Annotated in this window: 19 protein-coding genes, 1 pseudogene and 1 riboswitch; of the genes and pseudogenes, 6 read left to right on the top strand and 14 right to left on the bottom strand. The window is 40.5% G+C overall.

The genetic code is table 11. The features are described 5' to 3' along the window. Nucleotides 1-110: 110 nt before the first annotated feature. A complete protein-coding gene (locus H5181_RS15365; protein ID WP_182751450.1) occupies nt 111-545 on the bottom strand; it encodes a DUF3069 domain-containing protein in 435 nt (144 codons plus the stop codon). A 419-nt stretch (nt 546-964) separates the two neighbouring features. Between H5181_RS15365 and H5181_RS15360 the strand changes: the two genes are divergently transcribed. Together H5181_RS15360 and queG are read left to right on the top strand one after the other, a co-directional pair. After that, on the top strand, nt 965-2848 hold the full coding sequence (locus tag H5181_RS15360; RefSeq protein WP_182751449.1) for a GGDEF domain-containing protein: 1884 nt from the start codon (nt 965-967) through the stop codon (nt 2846-2848). A 40-nt stretch (nt 2849-2888) separates the two neighbouring features. Then, nucleotides 2889-4118 carry a tRNA epoxyqueuosine(34) reductase QueG gene (gene queG, locus H5181_RS15355; RefSeq protein ID WP_182751448.1) on the top strand — a complete coding sequence of 410 codons (1230 nt, stop codon included), beginning with the start codon at nt 2889-2891 and terminating at the stop codon, nt 4116-4118. Between the two features lie 21 nt (nt 4119-4139). Here the strand turns inward: queG and H5181_RS15350 are convergent, their stop codons facing one another. The 3 genes and pseudogenes from H5181_RS15350 to H5181_RS15330 form a co-directional block, all read right to left on the bottom strand. Then, on the bottom strand, nt 4140-4352 hold the full coding sequence (locus H5181_RS15350) for a dodecin (protein ID WP_041412796.1): 213 nt from the start codon (nt 4350-4352) through the stop codon (nt 4140-4142). A gap of 137 nt (nt 4353-4489) precedes the next feature. Beyond that, nucleotides 4490-4814 (bottom strand): annotated as a pseudogene (locus H5181_RS20800) (5-methyltetrahydropteroyltriglutamate--homocysteine S-methyltransferase); the annotation flags it as partial. 95 nt (nt 4815-4909) lie between these two features. Continuing rightward, on the bottom strand, nt 4910-5032 hold the full coding sequence (locus H5181_RS15330; protein ID WP_081430120.1) for a hypothetical protein: 123 nt from the start codon (nt 5030-5032) through the stop codon (nt 4910-4912). A gap of 153 nt (nt 5033-5185) precedes the next feature. Here H5181_RS15330 and H5181_RS15325 point away from each other — a divergent pair, with 153 nt between their 5' ends. Beyond that, nucleotides 5186-6088, top strand: a complete 903-nt coding sequence (locus tag H5181_RS15325; RefSeq protein WP_182751446.1) for a LysR family transcriptional regulator — start codon at nt 5186-5188, stop codon at nt 6086-6088. On the opposite strand, the gene H5181_RS15320 is transcribed toward H5181_RS15325, so the two are convergent. The 6 genes from H5181_RS15320 to H5181_RS15295 form a co-directional block, all read right to left on the bottom strand. After that, nucleotides 6071-6811, bottom strand: a complete 741-nt coding sequence (locus H5181_RS15320) for an HDOD domain-containing protein (protein WP_041413393.1) — start codon at nt 6809-6811, stop codon at nt 6071-6073. The genes H5181_RS15325 and H5181_RS15320 overlap by 18 nt on opposite strands. Nucleotides 6812-6930: 119 nt before the next feature. Further along, the gene (locus H5181_RS15315) at nt 6931-8910 is read right to left on the bottom strand and encodes a TonB-dependent receptor (RefSeq protein WP_182751445.1); all 1980 of its coding nucleotides are present in this window, start codon (nt 8908-8910) and stop codon (nt 6931-6933) included. Nucleotides 8911-9050: 140 nt separating this feature from the next. After that, a riboswitch (cobalamin riboswitch) is annotated at nt 9051-9265 on the bottom strand. Nucleotides 9266-9576: 311 nt separating this feature from the next. Continuing rightward, nucleotides 9577-10242 (bottom strand): hypothetical protein, encoded by a 666-nt coding sequence (locus tag H5181_RS15310; protein ID WP_011636301.1) that lies wholly within the window; start codon nt 10240-10242, stop codon nt 9577-9579. A gap of 125 nt (nt 10243-10367) precedes the next feature. Then, nucleotides 10368-10691, bottom strand: a complete 324-nt coding sequence (locus H5181_RS15305; RefSeq protein WP_123777269.1) for a DUF3622 domain-containing protein — start codon at nt 10689-10691, stop codon at nt 10368-10370. 194 nt (nt 10692-10885) lie between these two features. After that, the gene (locus H5181_RS15300) at nt 10886-12799 is read right to left on the bottom strand and encodes a U32 family peptidase (protein ID WP_041413389.1); all 1914 of its coding nucleotides are present in this window, start codon (nt 12797-12799) and stop codon (nt 10886-10888) included. 175 nt (nt 12800-12974) lie between these two features. After that, nucleotides 12975-13541: a phosphoribosyltransferase gene (locus H5181_RS15295; protein ID WP_011636298.1), complete on the bottom strand. Its 567-nt coding sequence runs from the start codon at nt 13539-13541 to the stop codon at nt 12975-12977. A 359-nt stretch (nt 13542-13900) separates the two neighbouring features. Here H5181_RS15295 and H5181_RS15290 point away from each other — a divergent pair, with 359 nt between their 5' ends. Next, nucleotides 13901-14560, top strand: coding sequence for a DNA-J related domain-containing protein (locus H5181_RS15290; RefSeq protein ID WP_123777270.1), 660 nt, complete (start codon nt 13901-13903; stop codon nt 14558-14560). Between the two features lie 459 nt (nt 14561-15019). Beyond that, on the top strand, nt 15020-15676 hold the full coding sequence (locus tag H5181_RS15285) for a thiol:disulfide interchange protein DsbA/DsbL (RefSeq protein ID WP_182751444.1): 657 nt from the start codon (nt 15020-15022) through the stop codon (nt 15674-15676). A gap of 60 nt (nt 15677-15736) precedes the next feature. On the opposite strand, the gene H5181_RS15280 is transcribed toward H5181_RS15285, so the two are convergent. Both H5181_RS15280 and H5181_RS15275 read right to left on the bottom strand, forming a co-directional pair. Then, a complete protein-coding gene (locus H5181_RS15280) occupies nt 15737-17536 on the bottom strand; it encodes an alpha-amylase family glycosyl hydrolase (RefSeq protein WP_182751443.1) in 1800 nt (599 codons plus the stop codon). 73 nt (nt 17537-17609) lie between these two features. After that, entirely contained in the window at nt 17610-18581 is a 972-nt protein-coding gene (locus H5181_RS15275; protein WP_182751442.1) for an aldo/keto reductase family oxidoreductase, read from the bottom strand. Nucleotides 18582-18725: 144 nt separating this feature from the next. Between H5181_RS15275 and H5181_RS15270 the strand changes: the two genes are divergently transcribed. Then, nucleotides 18726-19613 (top strand): LysR family transcriptional regulator, encoded by an 888-nt coding sequence (locus H5181_RS15270; protein ID WP_041412794.1) that lies wholly within the window; start codon nt 18726-18728, stop codon nt 19611-19613. Between the two features lie 70 nt (nt 19614-19683). On the opposite strand, the gene H5181_RS15265 is transcribed toward H5181_RS15270, so the two are convergent. Continuing rightward, nucleotides 19684-20199: a cytochrome b/b6 domain-containing protein gene (locus H5181_RS15265; RefSeq protein ID WP_182751441.1), complete on the bottom strand. Its 516-nt coding sequence runs from the start codon at nt 20197-20199 to the stop codon at nt 19684-19686. A 3-nt stretch (nt 20200-20202) separates the two neighbouring features. Beyond that, entirely contained in the window at nt 20203-20724 is a 522-nt protein-coding gene (hemG, locus tag H5181_RS15260) for a menaquinone-dependent protoporphyrinogen IX dehydrogenase (RefSeq protein ID WP_182751440.1), read from the bottom strand. Between the last annotated feature and the right edge of the window lie 164 nt (nt 20725-20888).

The raw sequence follows: 20888 nt of genomic DNA, 5'->3' as shown, positions 1-20888 counted from the left end.
TCATCATTACTGTGATAGCAAAACTCATTAATAGAAATGGTTATGCGTTTTGTAACCATAAAAAATCCCAACCTAAGTTGGGATTTTTTATGTCCGCTATAACAGTAAATTTATGCCGACATCACTAGCTTAAAACTATTTAACAATGGACGGTCGGTGCGCGCTTTTTTAAGCTTACGTAAACACTCTTTCAACGACTGCTCCGCTAAGCGACCGAATACACCATCATATTCATTATTATTCATCTCTTCTTCAGAGTCCGCACTGTCAGCAATTTCTTGCGCAACACGGCTTAACTGCATCCACGCATTGGCAATATAAAAGCCATGAAACTCTGCTTTAGTCATTAACTTTTGCGCACTCGCTGGCAATGCATCCCAAGCATGAGTATACGTATTGGCTTTATCTTCAATAAGTTCGGTAAACAAGCCTTCATAGGCCTCAAGCAATGTTTCTGGTAACTTATCCATCGGCAGCACTTTGTTTGCTACGTTATACGAAATTTGTTTTGCTACTTCTTGATACTGCGGGTCAACTTTTGTCATGGTTATCTCTCAATTAAAATTCTCCACATAGATCCGCATCAGAATGTTTGATGGCACAATAATCAAACTATTTAGTGAAATTAGGCCAGATCAAACGCATTCTTATGTCATATCAATGCAGTGATATGTCTTTTTCTCATGTAAATTAAAACAAGCTGGTTCAATTATGACATGATTTTTTACTGTTTGTATTATCAGTTTTTAAAGTAATACTCCGCCGATATATCAACCTGATGGGCAGATACTCCTTTAAAATTGGACTTTAATCTGCAGGTCACATCAATTTATCCTTGATAAAAGGCCTGTTGTGCACAATAATTGCTCATCGATAGTAAAGATACATACAAAAGTATTACAACAACGCTCACACAATAATTATTGTTGCCAACAAAAAAACTATAAATAAGCAGCTTATTAACTTGAAAACATCACTTCAGATTCACTTTTTTATTGCCATTTTTATAGCAATATTTTTTTTACCCACATCAGTCTTTGCCGCTTATTACGACAACGTCAAAGCTGATGCTATCTATAAAAAAATAGATTTAGCTGATTATGTTGATCAGGTTTCAGGTGAAGAGTTACTCAACGAATATAAGCGGCTCATTGCCTCTGACGATGAGATCCGTCAAAAACTCTATGTCCGTTTATACTGCTGGAACCAGCCTTCTACTACAGATAGTGAACTTGCCAGCGCCATTAAGTATGCAGAGCAACAACTGCTGATATATTCAGTACCCTATCCATCAGCAATTCATACTGATTTATTATTATGTTTAGGTTATTACAAACAGTTTTCAGGTCAATTAGACGAAGCTCTTGACGATCTTTCTAATGCAATAAATAACGCATACGAACTTGAAGATCCTCGACTTATCGCTGACGGCCGAAGCATTCGAGGGGCAATGCTGTCATATCAAGGCAACTATTCATCTGCATTAGAAGATTTAATTACATCGCAACAATTGTATGAAAATCTTAATTTAACTTATTGGGCAAATGATAACTTAAGTGAACTTGCTGCAAGTTATCGGCGTTTTGGTGATGCTGAAACCGCTCTGAAATACCAAATAAAACTTGAACAAGCTTACCTTAAGGCCAATCAACAAATAGAAGCTGATAATATCAATAATCAGATCGCGTTTTCACTTCTAGAGCTTGGGCGTATTGACGAGTCTACTGCACGATTTAAACAGTCGCTTACCTTCTGGAAAACCCAAAAAGATAACATTGCTATTGCAGATGCCAAAACCAATATTGCAGGAAACCTGATTAAACTAGATAAAATAGATGAAGCACTAGTGCTGTTAAAGGAAGCAGAAAAAGAAATCCCAGTCAGTAATGATGGGCCGCATAGTTCATTAATGTTATACCTAGCACAAGTATATTTAGCTAAAAATGAATTAGATAAAGCCCTTGAATACAGTCAGCTTGCATCAATTGATTTTAACCGTGGTGGCAATCAACGCGGTGAAAATGAAAACATCTATCTCAAAAGCGATATCTACCAAGCTAAAGGTGATATTGAAAATGCATTAAAAACATTACAAAAATTTATTAAAATGCACATGGCACTTGATAAGCAAAATATGTCTGATCGCAACTCAGAAATGCAAGCGCGCTTTAATACCAACAAAATTCAAACCGAAAACGAATGGTTAATACTACGCGACAAAGATAAAGAGCAGCAGTTACAGATTTTACAGCGTAACGAAAGCATGCAAATTATCATTATTATCTTAGTTGCGATTATTTTAATTATCGTATCAATGTTTGCTTACAAGCAAGTTATACGAAAACAACTCTTTAGGCGTTTAGCCCTAACCGATGAGCTGACTAAATTGGCCAATAGACGTGATACCTATTCTCAAGGGCATTACTTCTTAAAATCATCCAAACTATCAGGTAAGCCGTTTTCCATTATCTCTTTTGATGCTGATCATTTTAAAATGGTCAACGATACATTAGGCCATGATATGGGCGATAAAGTGCTAGTAAAGCTAGCGTCAATTAGCGCAAGCATGATGCGCGATACCGATGTTGTTGGACGTGTTGGCGGTGAAGAATTTTTGATTTTACTGCCTAATATCGACAAAACTAAAGCCATTGAAATCGCTAATCGTTTAATTGAAACCATTGCTGATTACGATTGGACTCAGATTGCGCCGAACTTACATCAAACCGTCAGTGCCGGGGTTGCCAGCTATAGTAATGAAGAAGACTTGTCACCATTGTTACTAAAAGCCGACAAAGCGCTCTATTCTGCCAAAGCTGCAGGTCGAAATTGTGTCAAAGCTGAGTAAAACGCGTATAATTTTAGCGTGTTTACTCAATGATAGTGTTATGACAACAACGACCGCAGCATTAACTCCAAATCCTATTCCTGATCTAGGAACCAATCTAACAACTGAGCCCTGTCCATTGACCGCGGCTCAACTTGATGTGCTCAATAGACAAATCAAGCTTTGGGGTAAAGAACTTGGCTTTGCTCATATTGGTGTTGCTGATGTCGACTTAAGCCAACATGAAGCAGCATTACAAGATTGGTTAGATAAGGGGTATCACGGTGAGATGGGTTATATGGCTAATCACGGAATGATGCGCGCTAGACCTGCAGAGTTACATCCAGGAGCCATTAGAGTGATTTGTGCTCGGATGGACTATTTACCACCTGACGCCGGCTTTGCCAGTAATTTAACTGACCCAAATCTTGGTTATATCTCTCGTTATGCGGGTGGACGTGACTATCATAAACTCATCCGACAACGGCTTAAAAAGCTCGGCGATAAAATCAACCAGTATTGCCAACAACTAGACTTTGATGCGACTGATTTTAGACCATTTGTGGATTCTGCACCTATTTTGGAACGTCCATTAGCCGACAAAGCCGGACTAGGCTGGACTGGCAAACACTCGTTAATTTTACACCCTGATGCAGGCAGTTGGTTTTTCCTCGGCGAGTTACTCATTAACTTACCATTGCCGTTAGATATCCCGATTGAAGAAGGCTGCAACACTTGCGTAGCCTGCATAAAATCATGCCCAACTGATGCGATTGTCGAACCCTATGTTGTCGATGCAAGACGCTGTATTTCTTACTTGACCATTGAATTACAGGGTGCTATTCCAGAAGAGTTTCGCCCGCTTATAGGAAATCGTATTTATGGTTGTGATGACTGTCAGCTAGTGTGTCCGGTAAACGCTAAAGCACCACTGACTAAAGAGACTGATTTCCATACTCGCACTGCGCTTATTCAACCCGATTTACTGACTTTATTTGCTTGGTCTGAAACTTATTTTCTCAACCAAACAGAAGGTAGTGCGATTCGTCGAATTGGTCACAAACGTTGGTTACGTAATATCGCGATTGCATTAGGTAATGCTCCCGCTAATCCGGCCATTATTGAGGCATTGGAGCAACGTAAACACAGTGAAGAAGTGGATGATATGGTACTTGAACATATTGAATGGGCATTAGTGCAACAAATACAAAAAGCGCCACAGTCGGCGCTTTCACGGAAAACTCAACGAGTGATTAGATCAATACAAAAGGGTTTACCAAGAGACGCATAAACGAAAAGCGACAACTAGGTCCTAAGCATTAGAGTCTAAGGTAAAACCCACTTTAATAGTTACTTGCCAGTGGGCAATAAGACCTTCTTCTAAGTGGCCACGAGTTTCGATAACTTGAAACCAGCGCAAATGTAGTAAACTTTTATTGGCTTCTGCAATCGCATTTTTAACAGCCTCATCTGAACTGATTGGTGATGAACCAACAAGTTCAATGACTTTATAAGTGTGACTCATAATAGCTCCTATTGTTAACTGCACATCTTTAGTTTTAGTGTAGTAAACAATAGTACAGTTCACCGCAAAATCACTGCGTAATAACCAGTAAAATGGAGTAGCAGAACCAATCTAACTCAGTTGATTTCTGCAAGTTAATCAATTTGAATAATGCCAATAGCTGCTTTTTCTAAATTGATCACTTCGTCACGTACTGCTAACGTAAGTTGGTTAAGCTTTGCACATCGTTAGCCCAGTCGACCGCCATAGATTTTGGACGAGAAACATCGCCATAAGTCAACGGAGGCTTAATGCAGCGAGAACCATAACGTTCACCCAACCAAATTGAGTAAACCTAACGCCCTCTAATTATTCACAAAAATACTCCACCATGTCATTTCGCTCAGCTTCGCCGTGAACTAGCATGTCGATACCCAATTTAAGCTGACATGAAATAGTGTCTTGAGTGACTTGCTCAAGCTGTAATCACGGCATTGATTCATCTTTCGCTAGCGACTGCGTAACGCCCGCATGACAGTAGTTCAACACCTGCATCTCTTGCCAGCCAATGAGTGGTTTTAATTCACTGGCACGTTTTTCAAATCCGTTAATGTTGCTTCACCGCGCCAATAACGCTCTAAAATAAACTTCAATTCACGCAGACGTCCTATACGGGGAAACCCTAAACTTGAAATTTTCATACTGCTTTACTTTTCGTTGAGCAAAAAATATGGCTATTTATGCAGAAAAACCGCATAGGCGTCTGGACGTCTAGAAGTTTATTGTGTTACTCTGCTGTCAAGCAATCGAATTGATTTCATCAGCTAGTTGAGCAAGATTCATGTGGAGAGAAAATGATAGAGCTTAGACACCTTCGCACCTTGATGGCGTTAAAGGAAAGTGGCAGTTTAGCGGGTGCAGCTAAAAAAAGGTTTGTAACCCAGTCGGCGCTTTCTCATCAAATAAAAGAGTTAGAAACACGGATAAACTCAACTATTTTTGTGCGTAAGAGCAAACCATTGACGTTTACTCACGAAGGTTCACGTCTGCTGAATTTAGCGGAAGAAATCTTACCGAAAGTGATTGCAACCGAGTCGGATCTTAAACGCGGTTTAGAGAGTGAAAGCCAACAACTTAAGCTTGGCATTGAATGCCACAGTTGTTTTCGTTGGTTAATGCCTGTTATTGAGCAATTTAAACAACATGCACCAGCAGCTCAAATTGACATTTCGAGTCGTCATTTATTTGATTCACTCAATGCATTGGAAACAGGCAGTTTAGACATAGTGCTAACATCAGACCCTGTGCCAGGACATAGCGTCGCTTATCAGCATTTATTTGATTTTGAAGTAAAATTAATTGTTGCCAGTGATAACGAATTAGCGACACAAGCGTTTGTCACGCCAGCGCAATTGGCAAAGCAAACCTTAATTAGTTACCCCGTGCCTTTAGCGCGTTTAGACATATACAAACACTTTTTAGAGCCTGCTGGTATTGAACCTGGCGAGCAAAAACAGTGTGATTTAACCTCAATGTTATTGCAACGAGTTGCCTGTAATGACGGCGTAGCAACCCTACCAACTTGGTCTATCCGAGAGAGTCAGGGGCTCAGTCTTACTGCGGTTAAATTAGGATCGGAAGGCCTGAAACGTCCATTATTTGGGGCTTATCGTCGCGACGCCACTAATGCAAATTTAATCCAAAAGTGGCTCGAACTGGTAGCGAGTGAAGGCATAAATCTACAACGGGTTGATTAATAAGCCTCGTTTAGATAGCACGCGTCGAAGCACAAGTCCTGGAGAATCAGGGTTTTGTGTTTGACGTAAATTATGTGCAATCAAAAATTCTTCGCGTAAATCTTCATCTAGTCCTAGTGACGCAAATGCTTCAAGCGATAACTGCTGCTGTTGTTTATCAATAAGTGACTTCAATACTTTTAACGATACTGGCCGAGATAACTCTGCATTTAAATAAGCAAAAGCCGTTAACGCAATCACCTGCCCAAACACACTAAACAACGCTAACGTTTGCATTTCATCCGCATCGATTTTAGTACCAACACCAATGTCATTGTCTTCGCGCAACAGTTCTATGCAATCCATCGCGATGATTTCATTTAATGCCCAATAACCTTGAACGAGTTTTTTGTAAGGCTCTGAAAGTTCATCAAGTCTTTCTTTAAGGTAAAACGAAAACGCGTAGCGATAAATGTTCACTTGGCCCAATCGGATTAAGGCATCTTTTACACTACGGCTTTTTGTTGATATGACACCTGCTGTTTGCGCGGTATTACTGCGTAACAATAAATGGGCTGCCAAAGCAGGATCCGCTGAAATGATATCGATAACGACTCGAATATCAGCTTCGTTAATCAGAGATTTTTTTAATGGAATTAATATGCCACGACGACCAATGACTTGCTCTTCATTGCCAATAATAGCTTGAACTTGAGTAAGGACTTGTTGCTCAAGATTAGTCATATTCATCAATTACCTTTTCTTAGAATAAATCACTTTATTCATTAATTTAACGATATATTAAAACGAAAGCCAGTAATAGTTTACTGGCTTTCGAAAGGTTATTCGCTAAAAAAGATAATCTAGAAACGATAACCCGCGGTAAGTCTAATTGAGCGACCAGTACCAGAATAATAACCACTGCCATAAGCCGAGTAATAACCGGTGCCAACATAATCTTCATCAAGCAAGTTATCTACACGTAAGCTACCATTCCAACCTGAATAGGTATAGTTAAGCGCAAGGTTTGTTAGCACGTAACTGTCTAACTTATCACCGGTATTGCTGTTGTCGCCTTCCATGTAACGCTCACCAGTGTAAACACCTTCAACAAAAGCTTGCCAATTATCAGCAAAATCATAGCTTACGAAGGCTTTACCTGAATGTTTTGCTACCCATGATAACGCTTTACCGTCGTTCTCACCTTGAGTGAACTCAGCATCAATATAGTCGTACGAAGCTCCTAGCAGCCAGTCATTAGATAACTGTACATCATAAGCAGTGCTCACACCAAAACGGCGAGACTCATCGGCGTTTACGTTAGCTCCACCACCATAAGGCCCATCAGTACGACCGCCTTCGTAAACAATCTCATCTTCTAACTCAAGTTGATAAGCATTGATTTTTAATGTCTGAGTCGTAGTGGTAAAGTCCCAGCCCGCTTCGTAAGAACGACCTGTTTGTGGATTCAAACCTTGTACATCAAGCGGGGTGTAAGCTTGCTCATCGACTTTAGCAAAACGGAAGTTATCATTTGCACGGACATAAAAACGATTTTCACTGCTTGGGCGATAATTTAACCCCAACTCCAACGCATGGGCGTCATTATCGATTTCAATACGATTCGGATAAAGTAATTGGTCATATAAATCGTCTGTCACTTCAGAATAACGACCACCGACGACATAAGATAAAGTCGGCGTGATCGGTACCGATGCTTGCACATAGGCGCTCTTTTGTGTCTGTTCATTATTTCGTTGCGTATAGAGCGTATCGAAATCTGCTTCACCTTTACTCACATCAATACCGGCAACAAAATTTAAATCGCCATGTTCTAAATGATAGTTAGCAGTAGCTTTAGGCGAGAAACTCAATAGATCGCGCTCAATACGCCCTGCGCCACCAAATAACAAGCTCGAGGTTGATGTATCTGAGTAGGTTAAATCTGCACCTAAGGCCCAGATTTTATTCAGCTGATATTGATAACCACTGCGCAATGCTGTGGTTATTTCATGAGAGAACTCACCTTCAGAAAATGATGCTACTTGGCGAGGATCGGCTTCATATTGCGCCAGCGTTAGCGCACCCGGTGCTTGGCGATCGTTATCAAAATGATTCACTTCAACAAAGAAGTCTTCGATATCTGTTTGATATTGCAAGCGACCAAGAATAGAGCTGGTTTCATTGTCATTATTATCGCGGTAATTATCGCTTTCGTTATAGCTCGCCGCTAAAAAGTAACGCCATGCATCGTTGATAGCCCCTGAAATATCACCTTTAGCTTCATAGGTATCAAAACTGCCACCACTAACCTGTAAGCCACCACCAGTTTCTGTTGGTGCTTTGGTAATGATATTGATAACGCCGCCAACAGCTTGGTCACCATATAATACCCCTGCGCTACCCGATAAAATCTCAATACGCTCAACTAAGTTAATCGGGATCGATTCAATACTCGGCGCTGAAATATCGATATTATTCAGTCTGCGTCCATCGACCAAAATTAAGGTGTTATTAGCGGCTTGTGATGCAGAAAAACCACGCATAGAAAATACGGTGCCCGAGTTATTATTCGACACCTGAATACCAGATTGTCCACGTAATAAATCGGTTAAATTGGTGGCGCCGCTCATTTGAATATCAGCAGCATCAATGACATTAACATTGGCTGCAATATTTAATGGCTTGGCAGCATTACGGCCAATAACCACAATGGTTTCATCCATGCTGATAGCCGAAGACGAGGGGGATGTAACAACTGATTCAATCGCAACAGCATTAACACTTGCGACACTGAAGACAGCACTTAATAACAGTGCGATTTTTGTTGGTTTAGTACCCATTTACCTTTAACTCCTGAAAGGAAAAATGGGGCAGTAGCGCCGCAATATAGAGCACCACTTTCGTCCTATTGTACAGAAAAGTTCTATAAAATAAGTCACTAGCGGTATCACATTACATTTCGAGATCTGCCCACCGAAATCATCGAAATCACCTTTAAGGCCGGTCTCCGGACTGAGGTTTTGGCGTTACACTAAAGGTAAACGCACGCGAGCCGAGATGATTAACGCAACACTGTTGCGCACCTGACTCTCACCAATCACCGTTGCGGGGGCAGTACCAGATTTACACTGGTTTCCCGATTATCCTGCTTTGGTCTATCGATCCAAAGCAAGCACCGTAAAGATTGACTATTAAATTATCATGAGTTGATATTCAGCTCATGATTGAAAAATATGTGTTGTTATGCCGGCATTAGCATTGAGTACCTTGGTACTGTCTGACGAATGAGTGGCATCATAAAATATTCACGCGGCGATTATAACGGATTCAAAGGTAAACTTGATACTAACAAAAGCTTAACTCACAGATTATTCAACTTGTCTGGCATTCAACATGTTGGGAAGTGACACTAGAAATGGCCAACAACGCTATCAACACGGCACTAATTATATTAACACGGCGCTAATATATGAACATGTCGTCAATGTTAGCGATAAATGTCGACGTTAGGGTTGGCTCATGAAGGCACGATAATTATCGATTGTGATTGGAACGGTCTCGGTGGTAAAAATAGCTGTACGAATAGATTTATGGATTAGGTAGACATTCTCGTCATCACTTATCACCGTAAAATAGCCCATCTCACCTTGTGGACGAGAGATATAAGACGCTTCAACCACTGCGGAAGAATGATGAATATTAGGCATACTGGTGCAGCCTAATAAACCATGTACAGCCTCGAGCCCGTCTACTTTAGAGCTGCCCAGCTGTTGATAAACAATTTTGCCTTCACAATTTTCTTGATATGTCGCTGCCATCGAATCTAAAAACTGGTCCGGTTCAACATCATTTGCTAAGCCTTTAAACCCCTGCATGCAGACTAAACGAGACCAATCATTTAATGATTCATTGGATGGAATAAACTCAGCCATTGTCATATCGCCACGTTTATCGCTGAATGCAAGCTTCCAATCTAATGGCGGTAAAAAACCAAATTTTGCAGATAAGGCCGTGAGCTTTTGGACATCCTCAGACATCACCATAGCACCTGATGAGTTATCAACGTCGTCAAATGTCATCAGTGCAGGAGGTATAGCCGATGCACCGCTCGGGAACAGGAACATAATCCCCAGACAGCCCGAGCAGCCGATAATTGCAGCAATCTTGTTCATCCAAATGAATCCTTATTTGGTCAAGAAAGAGATAAGTTGACTAAAAATCATTCTAATTATGTATATCCTATCCTGAACATACAACAATTGACACTTATCGATAACATTTACATTGTCGGTAAATGTTAGTTTAATTCTTCGTCGTCTTCGTCTTCATCTTCTGCATCGAATAACTCTTCTTCATCAACGGCAGATTCTGCAGCAATAGCGGCAGCTAAGCTTTTAGCCTTAAGATGCTTTTCAGTTTTACGCTTGTTACGATCAGCTTGCTTAGATAAAAAACCTTGTAGAGCTTGTTCGCCCCATGCTGTTGCTTCTGCTTCTGAAGCAAAACCATCTTGGCTTTTTGATACTATGGTTTTTGTCGCTGTCATACGACGAGTGATTTCGGTTTTCCAAGTGTTTTCGATTTGAATAACACGTAAACCATATTTTTTGCTATCGCTCATAATCTATTCTTTCCTACTTAAGGTATCACAGGCTAAAACCCATGAAATTTCAGCCGCGCAGTGTACTCGAAACGCACGAGTTTGGGCAGCTATTTAATGGTTATTTTTGCAGCTTATTTGAAAAACTAACTCAGTGGCAAGCGTAATGCTGCCACTGATAATAATATGATGAATAAAATCTCGCTGCGCTGAGGTTATTGTTTCACTAATTGGTTAGAACCAACAATCATCATTTCACATTTATGGCAATCAAACACCAACTTCAATTTATCTTTACCAACATCTAAAAACATTGGGTCGGCTTTAATCCCTTCAACTTCTTTCGGGCATAAGTTAAAGCTGTAACGTAAACAATGTTTGGTCACCATTAACGGTGCATCATGCAACACGTTATTTTTCTCATAGGTATCTTCAATTTGAATCACCCCATGCTGATGATAAAACGATTTCGCTTTTTCGTTCGCCACGTTAGATAAAAAGCTCAATGCTTTTTGTGGGAAACGCGCAGTTTTATCATGTACCCAACGCTCTGGTCGTTGGTAGCTCGTCACCCTTGTGGCCATTAATGCACTAACCGCATCGCGGCGCAGCTCGTTAACCACCGATGCAGGTAAAAACCACATTTGCTCAGTCAGTAAATTAATCTTGTTCAATACAAAATCACTACTGCCAAGTTTGCTGAGTTGCTTTTTGAGGTTTTCTGCCGTTTTAGCTTGATCATTTGCAGGAGCTTTATCGCAAGCTAAGGTAACGGTTGCACTTATACCGTGTATATCTGTAATGGTTAACCCAACGCCGTCATCGCTATCAAAAAATTGCATATCAACAGCAATTTTACGCGTGGCAGAATCTTTATTCAGGATAGCTTCAAACTTATGATCAAAGTTACGGAACATCATCACGCCAATTTTAAGATCTTTAGGTACCTCAGTTAAATACAAGGTATTACCGTCGGCGCGGTTAATGCGCACGCCGGAGAGCTTATCGTCAGACAACCGCTGGGTTTCATAATGCTCAACAAAAAAACATAAGCCATCACCATTGTTAAAATGAATGTCTTTGCCACTTTCACTGGTATCGATTTTAATAAAGTCTTTACCTACTTGGGTGATACGACCCACTTTCTCACCAATAAACTTAGGCGAACTAAAATGCTCAATGGCCTCAGTACGTTCATTGACAAAATAATCTGTTTTACCGCGGTTAAAACTTTTATCAGGATCGGGCGTAAAATTAAACTCGCAACGACCATGAGAAATAGATTCCAAATCATTTCGTTTAGCAATAATGGCATCCAGTTGTTGGCGGTAATGTGCGGTAACATTCTTAAGGTAAGTAATGTCTTTTAAGCGGCCCTCAATTTTAAATGAGCTAATGCCCGCATCAATTAAGGCTTCTAAATTATCTGTTTGGTTATTGTCTTTTAGTGATAATAAATGCTTATTTTCAGCTAATACTTCACCTTCACGCGTAGTTAAATTACACGGCAATCGACACATCTGTGAACATTCACCGCGATTAGCACTGCGATTAGAATACGCATGGCTTAAATTACATAAACCGCTATAACTGACACATAACGCACCATGAATAAAGAACTCTAACTTCATCTTTGTGCTAGCAGCAATGTCGCGAATTTGTGGAATATTCAACTCACGAGCTAACACGACTTGTGAAAAACCGACTTGTTCGAAAAAGACTGTTTTTTCTGGGCTGCGGTTATCAGTTTGAGTACTCGCATGTAACGCTATAGGTGGAAGATCTAATTGTAAAACCCCCATGTCTTGAACAATCAAGGCATCGACACCGGCTTCATAAAGTTGCCAAATAAGCTTTTGCGCTTTATCAATCTCGTCATCCATTAAAATGGTATTAAGCGCCACAAACACTTGGGCATGATAACGATGAGCAAATTCAGCTAAGCGAGCGATGTCTTCAACGCTGTTGCCAGCATTATGACGCGCGCCAAATGCTGGACCGCCAATATAAACGGCATCAGCGCCATGACGAATAGCCTCAATGCCATAATCAGCATTTTTAGCCGGTGCTAACAGTTCAAGTTGGCGCTTTACAGGCGCCTCAGGGGTGAACAATTCTACAGAAACCATAATGTTAACTAAATTTCGCATTAATTCGGATAAAAAAGTGCGCCAACATACTAATATTGTCGCATTGACATAAGTATGTTGACGCACTCACATAGCTTTATACTTTAGCAAACTTTGAACAAAGTTCTAAGTAAATTCGTTGCTAATGACCGCCTAAAAAACGGTCGAATAGAGCTTATAAAAATAATTCTTGGATGTTTTTAAAGTCAGCTTTGCCTTCAGCAATTTCTTGCGGATTAAGCCCAGACACTTCATGGGGAAACACTAACCAATCTTCAGATGAATGAATAAAATAATCTGGTTTTAGCTCTACTTTAGTGTTTTTTGGCTTGTAATAAGGACATGCGATCCGGATATCTGTAGGCATGTTTAAACGCATGAACTTTCTTAATTTACCAATCAGCGCATCAATACTGCGGCCAGAGTCAAAAACGTCATCAACAATCAACAAACCATCGCTAGCATTGGCGTTTTCAATAATGTAATGCAAACCGTGTACTTTGATATTTTTATCTTGTTTGTCAGTGCCGATACCATAATAAGAAGACGTTCTAACGGCTATATGATCGGTTTCAACTTTTTTAAAATCAAAATACTCTTGGACTGCAATACCGATTGGAGCACCACCGCGCCAAATACCCACGATAAACTGTGGTCGAAAGCCACTGTCATATACTTGCGCAGCGAGTCTAAATGAATCTTCCAGCAGTTGTTGCGCACTAATATAATGTTTATCTGTCATTGGTTAAGCCCCCGATTATTTTATTGCGGAGAATTTTATACCAAATAAAGCTTTCTTGCCTGTAAGAATAGGAATTAATTGATCAATACCCATAAAAAATAAGACATGTTGGTCAAATAATATATGACTCAATATTGATTCCTACTTATTTGATGCATGTTCACATCAAGCATTTGCGTACGTTAAATCACTTCAGCATCAATAGAAGTCCTATCAACAAATCTCTAGTTCACTGCACGAGCCAAGTGACCGAGCGAGCTTATCAATGGAGATAAATCTACTTGTCATTAAAAACGACTATGGCATAGTGGGTTTAATGACAAGTAGATTAATCGCCAATTCAGGATGAATACGCCACTATGCTGCTCAATAAAACCTTACACAATAATTACGGTACTGGACTGGCAAACACCACGGACAGCAACGAACTCAATGTGCCCAAAGGTGACAACCCGCTCATATGGCCTGTGCTGAGTTTATTACAATCGTCAAATCAAAGTTGGAAAGTGCATCATTTAGCCAGTGAATTACAAACTAAAGGTTTAATGCATAACCTTGACCCATTACCCGAAAAAGACCTATTCAAACGCAACTTTCTACTAATGAACGCCTTGTATGAATTACAAGACATACTCATGCCTAAACAGTGGTTGCAAGTGAAGGCGATGGAAATCCAAATATTTCGGATCATTCCAGCCAGTGCTGATATACAACATATTCGCGATGGTGCATTACGTGACTATTATCTCGATTGGAACAATTATGACTCCAGCGTTAACGTTGTACGTGAAATGCTTGAGTCATTTTGGTCGAGCTTTCAAGAGTATATTGGTGTTAATACACAGTTGATGCACAAAGGTCATGCGTTAAAAGTGTTTGAACTTGATGAAACCGCAAGCGATAGAGACATTCGTAAACAGTGGCGTAAGTTAGCGCTAAAATGGCATCCCGATCGTGAACAAGGTAATGCTGAACGTTTTCGAGAAGTGTGCGAAGCATGGCAGACACTGAGAGATTAACGTTGGTCAGTAAACTATCGTGGTTGAACAACCTTCATCCACAGCCGTTATCATTGTCAGCATGAAGATGATTAAGATGACTGCTCTACATTAACACTTCAATATTTGCCCTGCTTATTCACCATGCCATATCGGCCTTTCCACATAACCCATCAACAATGAACAACCCATGAGCACTTAATGGTGACATTGGCAGAAATCGTTGCCCTCACATCAATATCTGAACTTTATTAAAGGATTATCTTCATAAAACACGCACCGATCACGAAATTAGCGTCTTTTTGATTGATGATTTAAGCCATAATTCAGCTAACAAACTTACCCTATTTAGCTAAAGTAGATTAATCGAATCCTAGTGACTATTTACTACTAATATTGATTTACTACTACCATTAATTCGTTATTAACACTGATTTACTACTAACAGTGATTTGCTATTAACATAGATTTGAGGTTTACATGATTAAATATTTCGCCATTGTACTAACGCTCATCACGGCCTCGTTTAGCACATTTGCTACGCCATTTGTTGCAGGCAAACATTACACCCAAATATCTAACAACATGGTTCCAAGTGAACCTAAAGTCACTGAATTCTTCTCGTTCTATTGCCATAACTGTTTCAATATGGAAAGCCAGTACTTGCCTGAAATCAAGGCCGGTTTAGACAAAAAAATAGCTTTCGACAGTAAACATGTCGACTTTATGAATAGCGACTTGGGTACAGAAGTCATGCGCGCATTAGCGGTTATTCATAAACTCGATAATAAAGAAGCGTTAAAAATAGCTATGTTTAGCGCAATCCAAGGTAAAGATAATACCGGTGGACACGACCACGCTGCAGCTGGACATGAGCACAAATCACAGATTAATAACCGTGCTGATATTAAAAATGTTTTTGCTCAGTTTGGTGTCGATGCAGAGCAATATGACACAGTAGCAGACAGTGCAGACACCAATAAAAAGTTAACCATGTGGCGTCAACAGCAAGTAACGTATGCAGTACAAAGTGTACCGGCATTTATTGTTAACGATAAATACGCCATCAATTTAAATGAAATGCGCAGTTTGGACGACATCATTGGGGTCATTAACTACTTAGCATTAAAACAGTAGTGCTGCTAACCGATACAAAAATGGCTATCCACTGGATAGCCATTTTTTTATCTCTATTGCTTAACTTGCAGTGGTATAAATTGCATAACTTAATCGCGGTAAGGTCACCGTTAACTCTGCTGATGCGGTCTGTGCGGCATCTTCAATTGATGGCACGACAACATCTGGCCATGTGGTCATTAAGCGATAATGCTTACCCTCTTGAGTGACATTAATAGTCTGCGCTTGCTCACCGCTATTAAACACTATCAAAAATTCTACCCCTGTTTCAGGGTCTACCCGAGCGAATGCAAACATATCTTTGTCTGCTTGGTAAAAGCGGTCTCGATATTGACCACGACGCAAAATAGGATATTGCTTACGCAGTTCACTCAGTTGCGCTATTGCTTGATACAAAGGGTGCTTAGGGTCAAAGTTATCATCTACGGTCGTCGCTTTTGTGCCCAGTAAAATGTTGTCATTGTAGCTAGCAACGTGAGATACAAACATATCCTCTCGTGCGTCAATGTCATTACCATCACCCGTAAACCCTTGCTCATCACCATAATAAATCACAGGAATACCACGAGATAAAAACATAAACGCATGAGACAAAATACTGCGTTGCAATTTATCGGCTGAGCTCACATCAGGATAGGCTTGATTAATAAAATAACCAGTGCGTCCCATGTCATGATTACCTAAAAAAGTCATCAATAAATCAGCCTGGCTGTCGTCATCTTGATATAACGAATCTTGGGCAAATAATTGCTGGGCTAATACAGGACTCTTGCCGCGATAAAAAATATCTGCCGCAGTTTGTTGAAACGCAAAGTCCAATACAGAAGGTAACTTGCCTTGGGTGGTAAAAACACTGAGGTTGTTAGGGTTGGTATCGTACACTTCACCAAACACATGAAACTGAGGAATGCCTTGTGCCTTGGCAAAGTTAACGATTTCAGGGCTAAACGTTTGCCAAAATGACAAGTCCACATGTTTAACTGTGTCGATCCTAAATCCATCTGGCTTAAATTCTTTAATCAGATGTTGGTAAATATCAACCATGCCAGATACCACTTCAGGATCTGCGGTATTAAGATCATCTAAGCCACTAAAGTCGCCATTTAACGAGCTTTCACCTTTAAATGTGCTATCACCTTGATTGTGATAAAAACGTGGGTCATTTAACCAATCAGGCACTTTTACACTCGCTTGATCTTGAGACACAAACGGCGTGTAACTGTCGCCCTTTTCAACTTGAGCTAACGACTTGTATTCGCAATGGGTTTGCGGCGCAATAAACTCACCCGACGCTTGATGACACTCTTGATACTTGATGACATCGGCAGTGTGGTTAGTAATAATATCAAAAAAGACTTTTATACCGCGTTGATGTGCAGAGTCTATAAGCTGCTTTAAGTCTGCGTTAGAGCCAAAATGCGGGTCTATTTCGGTAAAGTCGACAATCCAATAACCATGATGCGCAATGCCATCTGATTGAATGGCTTTATTTCGCAATAATGGCGTCATCCAAATCGCGGTAATACCAAGGTTTTGTAGATAATCTAACTTTTGTTCAATACCTAAAATATCACCACCATGAAAACCGCGACTGCTGCTAGTATCAAAACCACCAGCTGAAATGGGCTTGGTTGCTGAGCCGTTGTCATTACTGCTATCGCCGTTATAAAAACGGTCTGGCAATACAAAATAGAAAATATCGTCCCGAACATCACGATGTAAGTAATCTTGGTATATATCAGCTTGTACGCTTGGTTGTGGCAAAGGCTGAACGGCCGACGCTACCACTTCTGTTTCTGCCTGCTGACATCCACTTAACACCAATGCTGCACTCAATAGTGCCCATGTTGTCTTGTTCATATTGTCTTAGAATCCTTTAATTGAATGGCATCGATAAATGCTCGGGTATTGATCAAACATGTTGTCGTAATGTTTAAGGTAACTCATGTCCTTTAGCGCTGACATACAATGCATACCAGTGCTCACGGCTTAACGAGACGTTAGTGGCTTTTGCACAAGCCTTAATACGCTCTAGGTTGGTAGTGCCAATAACAGGTTGAATTTGGCTAGGATGCTGCATTAACCAACTTAATAACACGGCTTCTGGGCTAGTGTGATATTCAGCGGCTAACGTAGCAACAAGCTGACTGGTTTGCTGCACGGCTGTAGACTGTTCCGTTGTTGCGATGCCACTGTAAATCCCTTGGCATAAGCTGCCCCACGCCTGAATTTGTATATTATGTTGATTGCAGTACTCGAGCGTACCAGGGGTAAAGTTAATGTCTTTACCGTCTTGATTACCCGCATAAACGGTTTCGTCTACCCATGCGTGTTTTTGTAGGCTCATTTCAATTTGGTTTACCACTAATGGCTCTCCAAGCATACGCTGCAGCGCGCTAATTTGATGTTGCTGCATATTCGAAACACCCAGAAAACGTACCTTACCAGCAGCTTTTAGCTGTTGAAATGTTTCGGCAATTTCTGCTGGTCGCATTAACGGATCGGGGCGATGAAGCACTAATACATCAAGGTATTCGGCATTGAGTTGCTTAAGGCTGTTATCAACAGAATACTTAATCCACTCTGCTGATAAGTCGTAACGCTTAGGGCCCTTGCTGTCTTCAAATCGAATACCGCACTTGGTTTGCAGGTACATTTTTTCACGCAACTCAGGGCGCTGAGCCAATACTTTGCCAAAAACTGATTCAGCTTTACCAAAAGTATAAATATCTGCGTGATCAAAATAGTTTATTTGGTTATCCAGCGCAGTATCAATGACGTCATGGGCTTGCTGAATATCCGCTTGAGTAATGGCATTGTTATTCCAACCGCCACCCAGCCCCATACAGCCATAAACGATAGGGCTAACGTTGGGTAAAAATTCTGTTAAGGGTAAACCCGTCATATTGATGCTCTTTTTATAATGGTAATGAATATGAGTGTATTGGATCCTGCATAAAAATGAACCGTAAAAACCAAAATCATTATTTGGTATATCTACCAATAACAGATTACAGTTCTCTATAAAATATTATTGATGGTTATAATCATGAGCCGTGAACACAAAAAATTTGAGCGATTATTCTTATTCAGCGAAGTCGCCAAACAACTTAGCTTTACCGAAGCGGCTGCCTCATTAGGGATATCGAGAGGATATTTATCTGAACAGATTAGGCAACTCGAAAAAGAAGTAGGCCGGCCATTACTCATACGCACAACACGCAGTGTAAGGTTAACGCCACAAGGTGAGATGATTTTATCGAGCATGGGACAAGTAAAAGCCGACTTACTCATGCTAGACAAAAGAATTCGTCACGACAACGACGATATCTCAGGGCGGATAAGCATTACAGCGCCTAGCCAACTAACTCAACGACATTTGCTTAATATTTGCCATGAGTTTACTCAATTACATCCGCAGGTACATTTTAGTATTGATTGCAGCTATACCCTGCACGACTTAACCCGTAACGATTTTGATCTCGCATTTAGGGCTACCGCAACACCACCGCAAAACATGGTCGCTAAAAAGCTATTTGATTATCAGCAAATCTGTTGTGCGGCCCCAGCTTATCTTCAACAACACGGCACACCTGATTCGATTGAGGATTTGCACCATCACCAATGCTTAACCGCAACAGAACAAACACACTGGACCTTCAATGCTCAGCCGATATTAATCAATAGCTGCTTGAGTGTTAACGATAATCATATGCTTAAACAGTTGGCATTATTGGGTCGAGGGATTATTGTCGGGCCAGAGTATTTAGTCGATAAAGAAATACAAGCAGGCACATTACAAGCCATCTTAACCACAGAAACCATGAACGCATCGACCGCCTATTTAATTCACCCACAGTTGGTACAGCAATCAGCAAGGCTAAGCAGTTTTATTCAGTTTACGTTAAATTGGTTTCAGCAATTGAATGCCCAATAACGAGTCGATTTGAACTAAGCCACTCTACTGATGACAATGCCGATTTGCGAGTAAACCGTTAAGGTTATAGTTAATTAAAAAAATCCCGAAGATGTAAAAGAGCCAATAAACAATGAACCACAAGAAAGCCAATAAACCCCTGAGCAAACACAATATGATAACTGCGCCATGCTAAAGCATTACTAGGGTCTGCTATGTACCAACCAGCTCCGCTAACCACCACTAGCAGTAATAAAATAACTCCAATGCCTTCAATCACACTGATTAAACCTTTACCCCCAGAGTGTGGCAATTGACCGTGCATTAACCCTCGCACATCTGCAAGCAATGGCGTTAATTCAAAGGTAAGCCAAGGAAAAAACTGACGCCACTGCCCGGCCGCACACACTTTATAAGCAAACATCAATGCTAACAGTGCAGTAAACAAGCCACCATAAACATGAAATACATCCCAAACACTGGCGCGAGGACTTAATTGACGTCCAATTAATATCCATGGGCTGGTGCAAATTAATAACAACGACATCAATATCATCAATGGATGCAATACTGCTTCAATACGCTGCCACAACGGCTTTAGTACCATTAATTATGCCTCTATTATTTGCTGAGCAAACTCATCAACTTTTTGCCAATCGGTAAACTCAACTTTGGTATTAGGGTCTGTCGGCCCTTTGGTTAGCCACATAATAAACCGAATAATATTCCGATCCATGGCACCATAACCTTGGTAATCTAAATTACCGCCAAACACCTGTAATAACGTTGGCTGCCAAGGGCTTTGACTTAAAAACTGTTGCATATAGCTGTTAGTTTTCGGCGTGTTTTTATTGGGTTTGCGCGCCACTAAACTCACCGAGAAAAAACCACTGGGTTTGCTGTCCAATTCCGCACGATGATCTTCAATAAATTGATACAGGGCTGGGCGATGTTTGCCATGACGAATGCTGGCGCCAATGTACACTTTATCAAATAGGGCCAAATCGGGAGCTTCCGCTAAGGATGCTACCGTGACCAGTTGATCTTGCTCAATCAGTTGACGCTGTAAATATTCACATATTTTTTGAGTGTAACCATGGACACTTGAATGGATCAGTAAAATTTGGCTCATGCTGACCTCGAATGAAATCATTTAAAAGTAATACAGTATCTTAGACCACTGGCGCGAAAATTTACATGAAACAGATCACGTCATCATCATCCATAATTACCGCAATATGAACTACCGTAATGCAATGTGAACTGCCGCGCAAAAAAATACCCTAGCCATAAATG

It is taken from the genome of Shewanella sp. SG44-2 (assembly GCF_014164215.1).
GTDB classification, from domain to species: Bacteria; Pseudomonadota; Gammaproteobacteria; order Enterobacterales; family Shewanellaceae; genus Shewanella; species Shewanella frigidimarina.
The sequence above is the reverse complement of the archived record's forward strand: the minus strand, read 5'-3'. Positions and strand labels throughout refer to the sequence as shown.

Bases quoted from the DNA above. Each gene is read 5' to 3' on its own strand.
- H5181_RS15365 (WP_182751450.1), bottom strand. From the start codon at position 545: ATGACAAAAGTTGACCCGCAGTATCAAGAAGTAGCAAAACAAATTTCG.
- queG (WP_182751448.1), top strand. From the start codon at position 2,889: ATGACAACAACGACCGCAGCATTAACTCCAAATCCTATTCCTGATCTA.
- H5181_RS15350 (WP_041412796.1), bottom strand. From the start codon at position 4,352: ATGAGTCACACTTATAAAGTCATTGAACTTGTTGGTTCATCACCAATC.
- H5181_RS15330 (WP_081430120.1), bottom strand. From the start codon at position 5,032: ATGAAAATTTCAAGTTTAGGGTTTCCCCGTATAGGACGTCTGCGTGAA.
- H5181_RS15325 (WP_182751446.1), top strand. From the start codon at position 5,186: ATGATAGAGCTTAGACACCTTCGCACCTTGATGGCGTTAAAGGAAAGT.
- H5181_RS15320 (WP_041413393.1), bottom strand. From the start codon at position 6,811: ATGACTAATCTTGAGCAACAAGTCCTTACTCAAGTTCAAGCTATTATT.
- H5181_RS15315 (WP_182751445.1), bottom strand. From the start codon at position 8,910: ATGGGTACTAAACCAACAAAAATCGCACTGTTATTAAGTGCTGTCTTC.
- H5181_RS15310 (WP_011636301.1), bottom strand. From the start codon at position 10,242: ATGAACAAGATTGCTGCAATTATCGGCTGCTCGGGCTGTCTGGGGATT.
- H5181_RS15305 (WP_123777269.1), bottom strand. From the start codon at position 10,691: ATGAGCGATAGCAAAAAATATGGTTTACGTGTTATTCAAATCGAAAAC.
- H5181_RS15300 (WP_041413389.1), bottom strand. From the start codon at position 12,799: ATGGTTTCTGTAGAATTGTTCACCCCTGAGGCGCCTGTAAAGCGCCAA.
- H5181_RS15295 (WP_011636298.1), bottom strand. From the start codon at position 13,541: ATGACAGATAAACATTATATTAGTGCGCAACAACTGCTGGAAGATTCA.
- H5181_RS15290 (WP_123777270.1), top strand. From the start codon at position 13,901: ATGCTGCTCAATAAAACCTTACACAATAATTACGGTACTGGACTGGCA.
- H5181_RS15285 (WP_182751444.1), top strand. From the start codon at position 15,020: ATGATTAAATATTTCGCCATTGTACTAACGCTCATCACGGCCTCGTTT.
- H5181_RS15280 (WP_182751443.1), bottom strand. From the start codon at position 17,536: ATGAACAAGACAACATGGGCACTATTGAGTGCAGCATTGGTGTTAAGT.
- H5181_RS15275 (WP_182751442.1), bottom strand. From the start codon at position 18,581: ATGACGGGTTTACCCTTAACAGAATTTTTACCCAACGTTAGCCCTATC.
- H5181_RS15270 (WP_041412794.1), top strand. From the start codon at position 18,726: ATGAGCCGTGAACACAAAAAATTTGAGCGATTATTCTTATTCAGCGAA.
- H5181_RS15265 (WP_182751441.1), bottom strand. From the start codon at position 20,199: ATGGTACTAAAGCCGTTGTGGCAGCGTATTGAAGCAGTATTGCATCCA.
- hemG (WP_182751440.1), bottom strand. From the start codon at position 20,724: ATGAGCCAAATTTTACTGATCCATTCAAGTGTCCATGGTTACACTCAA.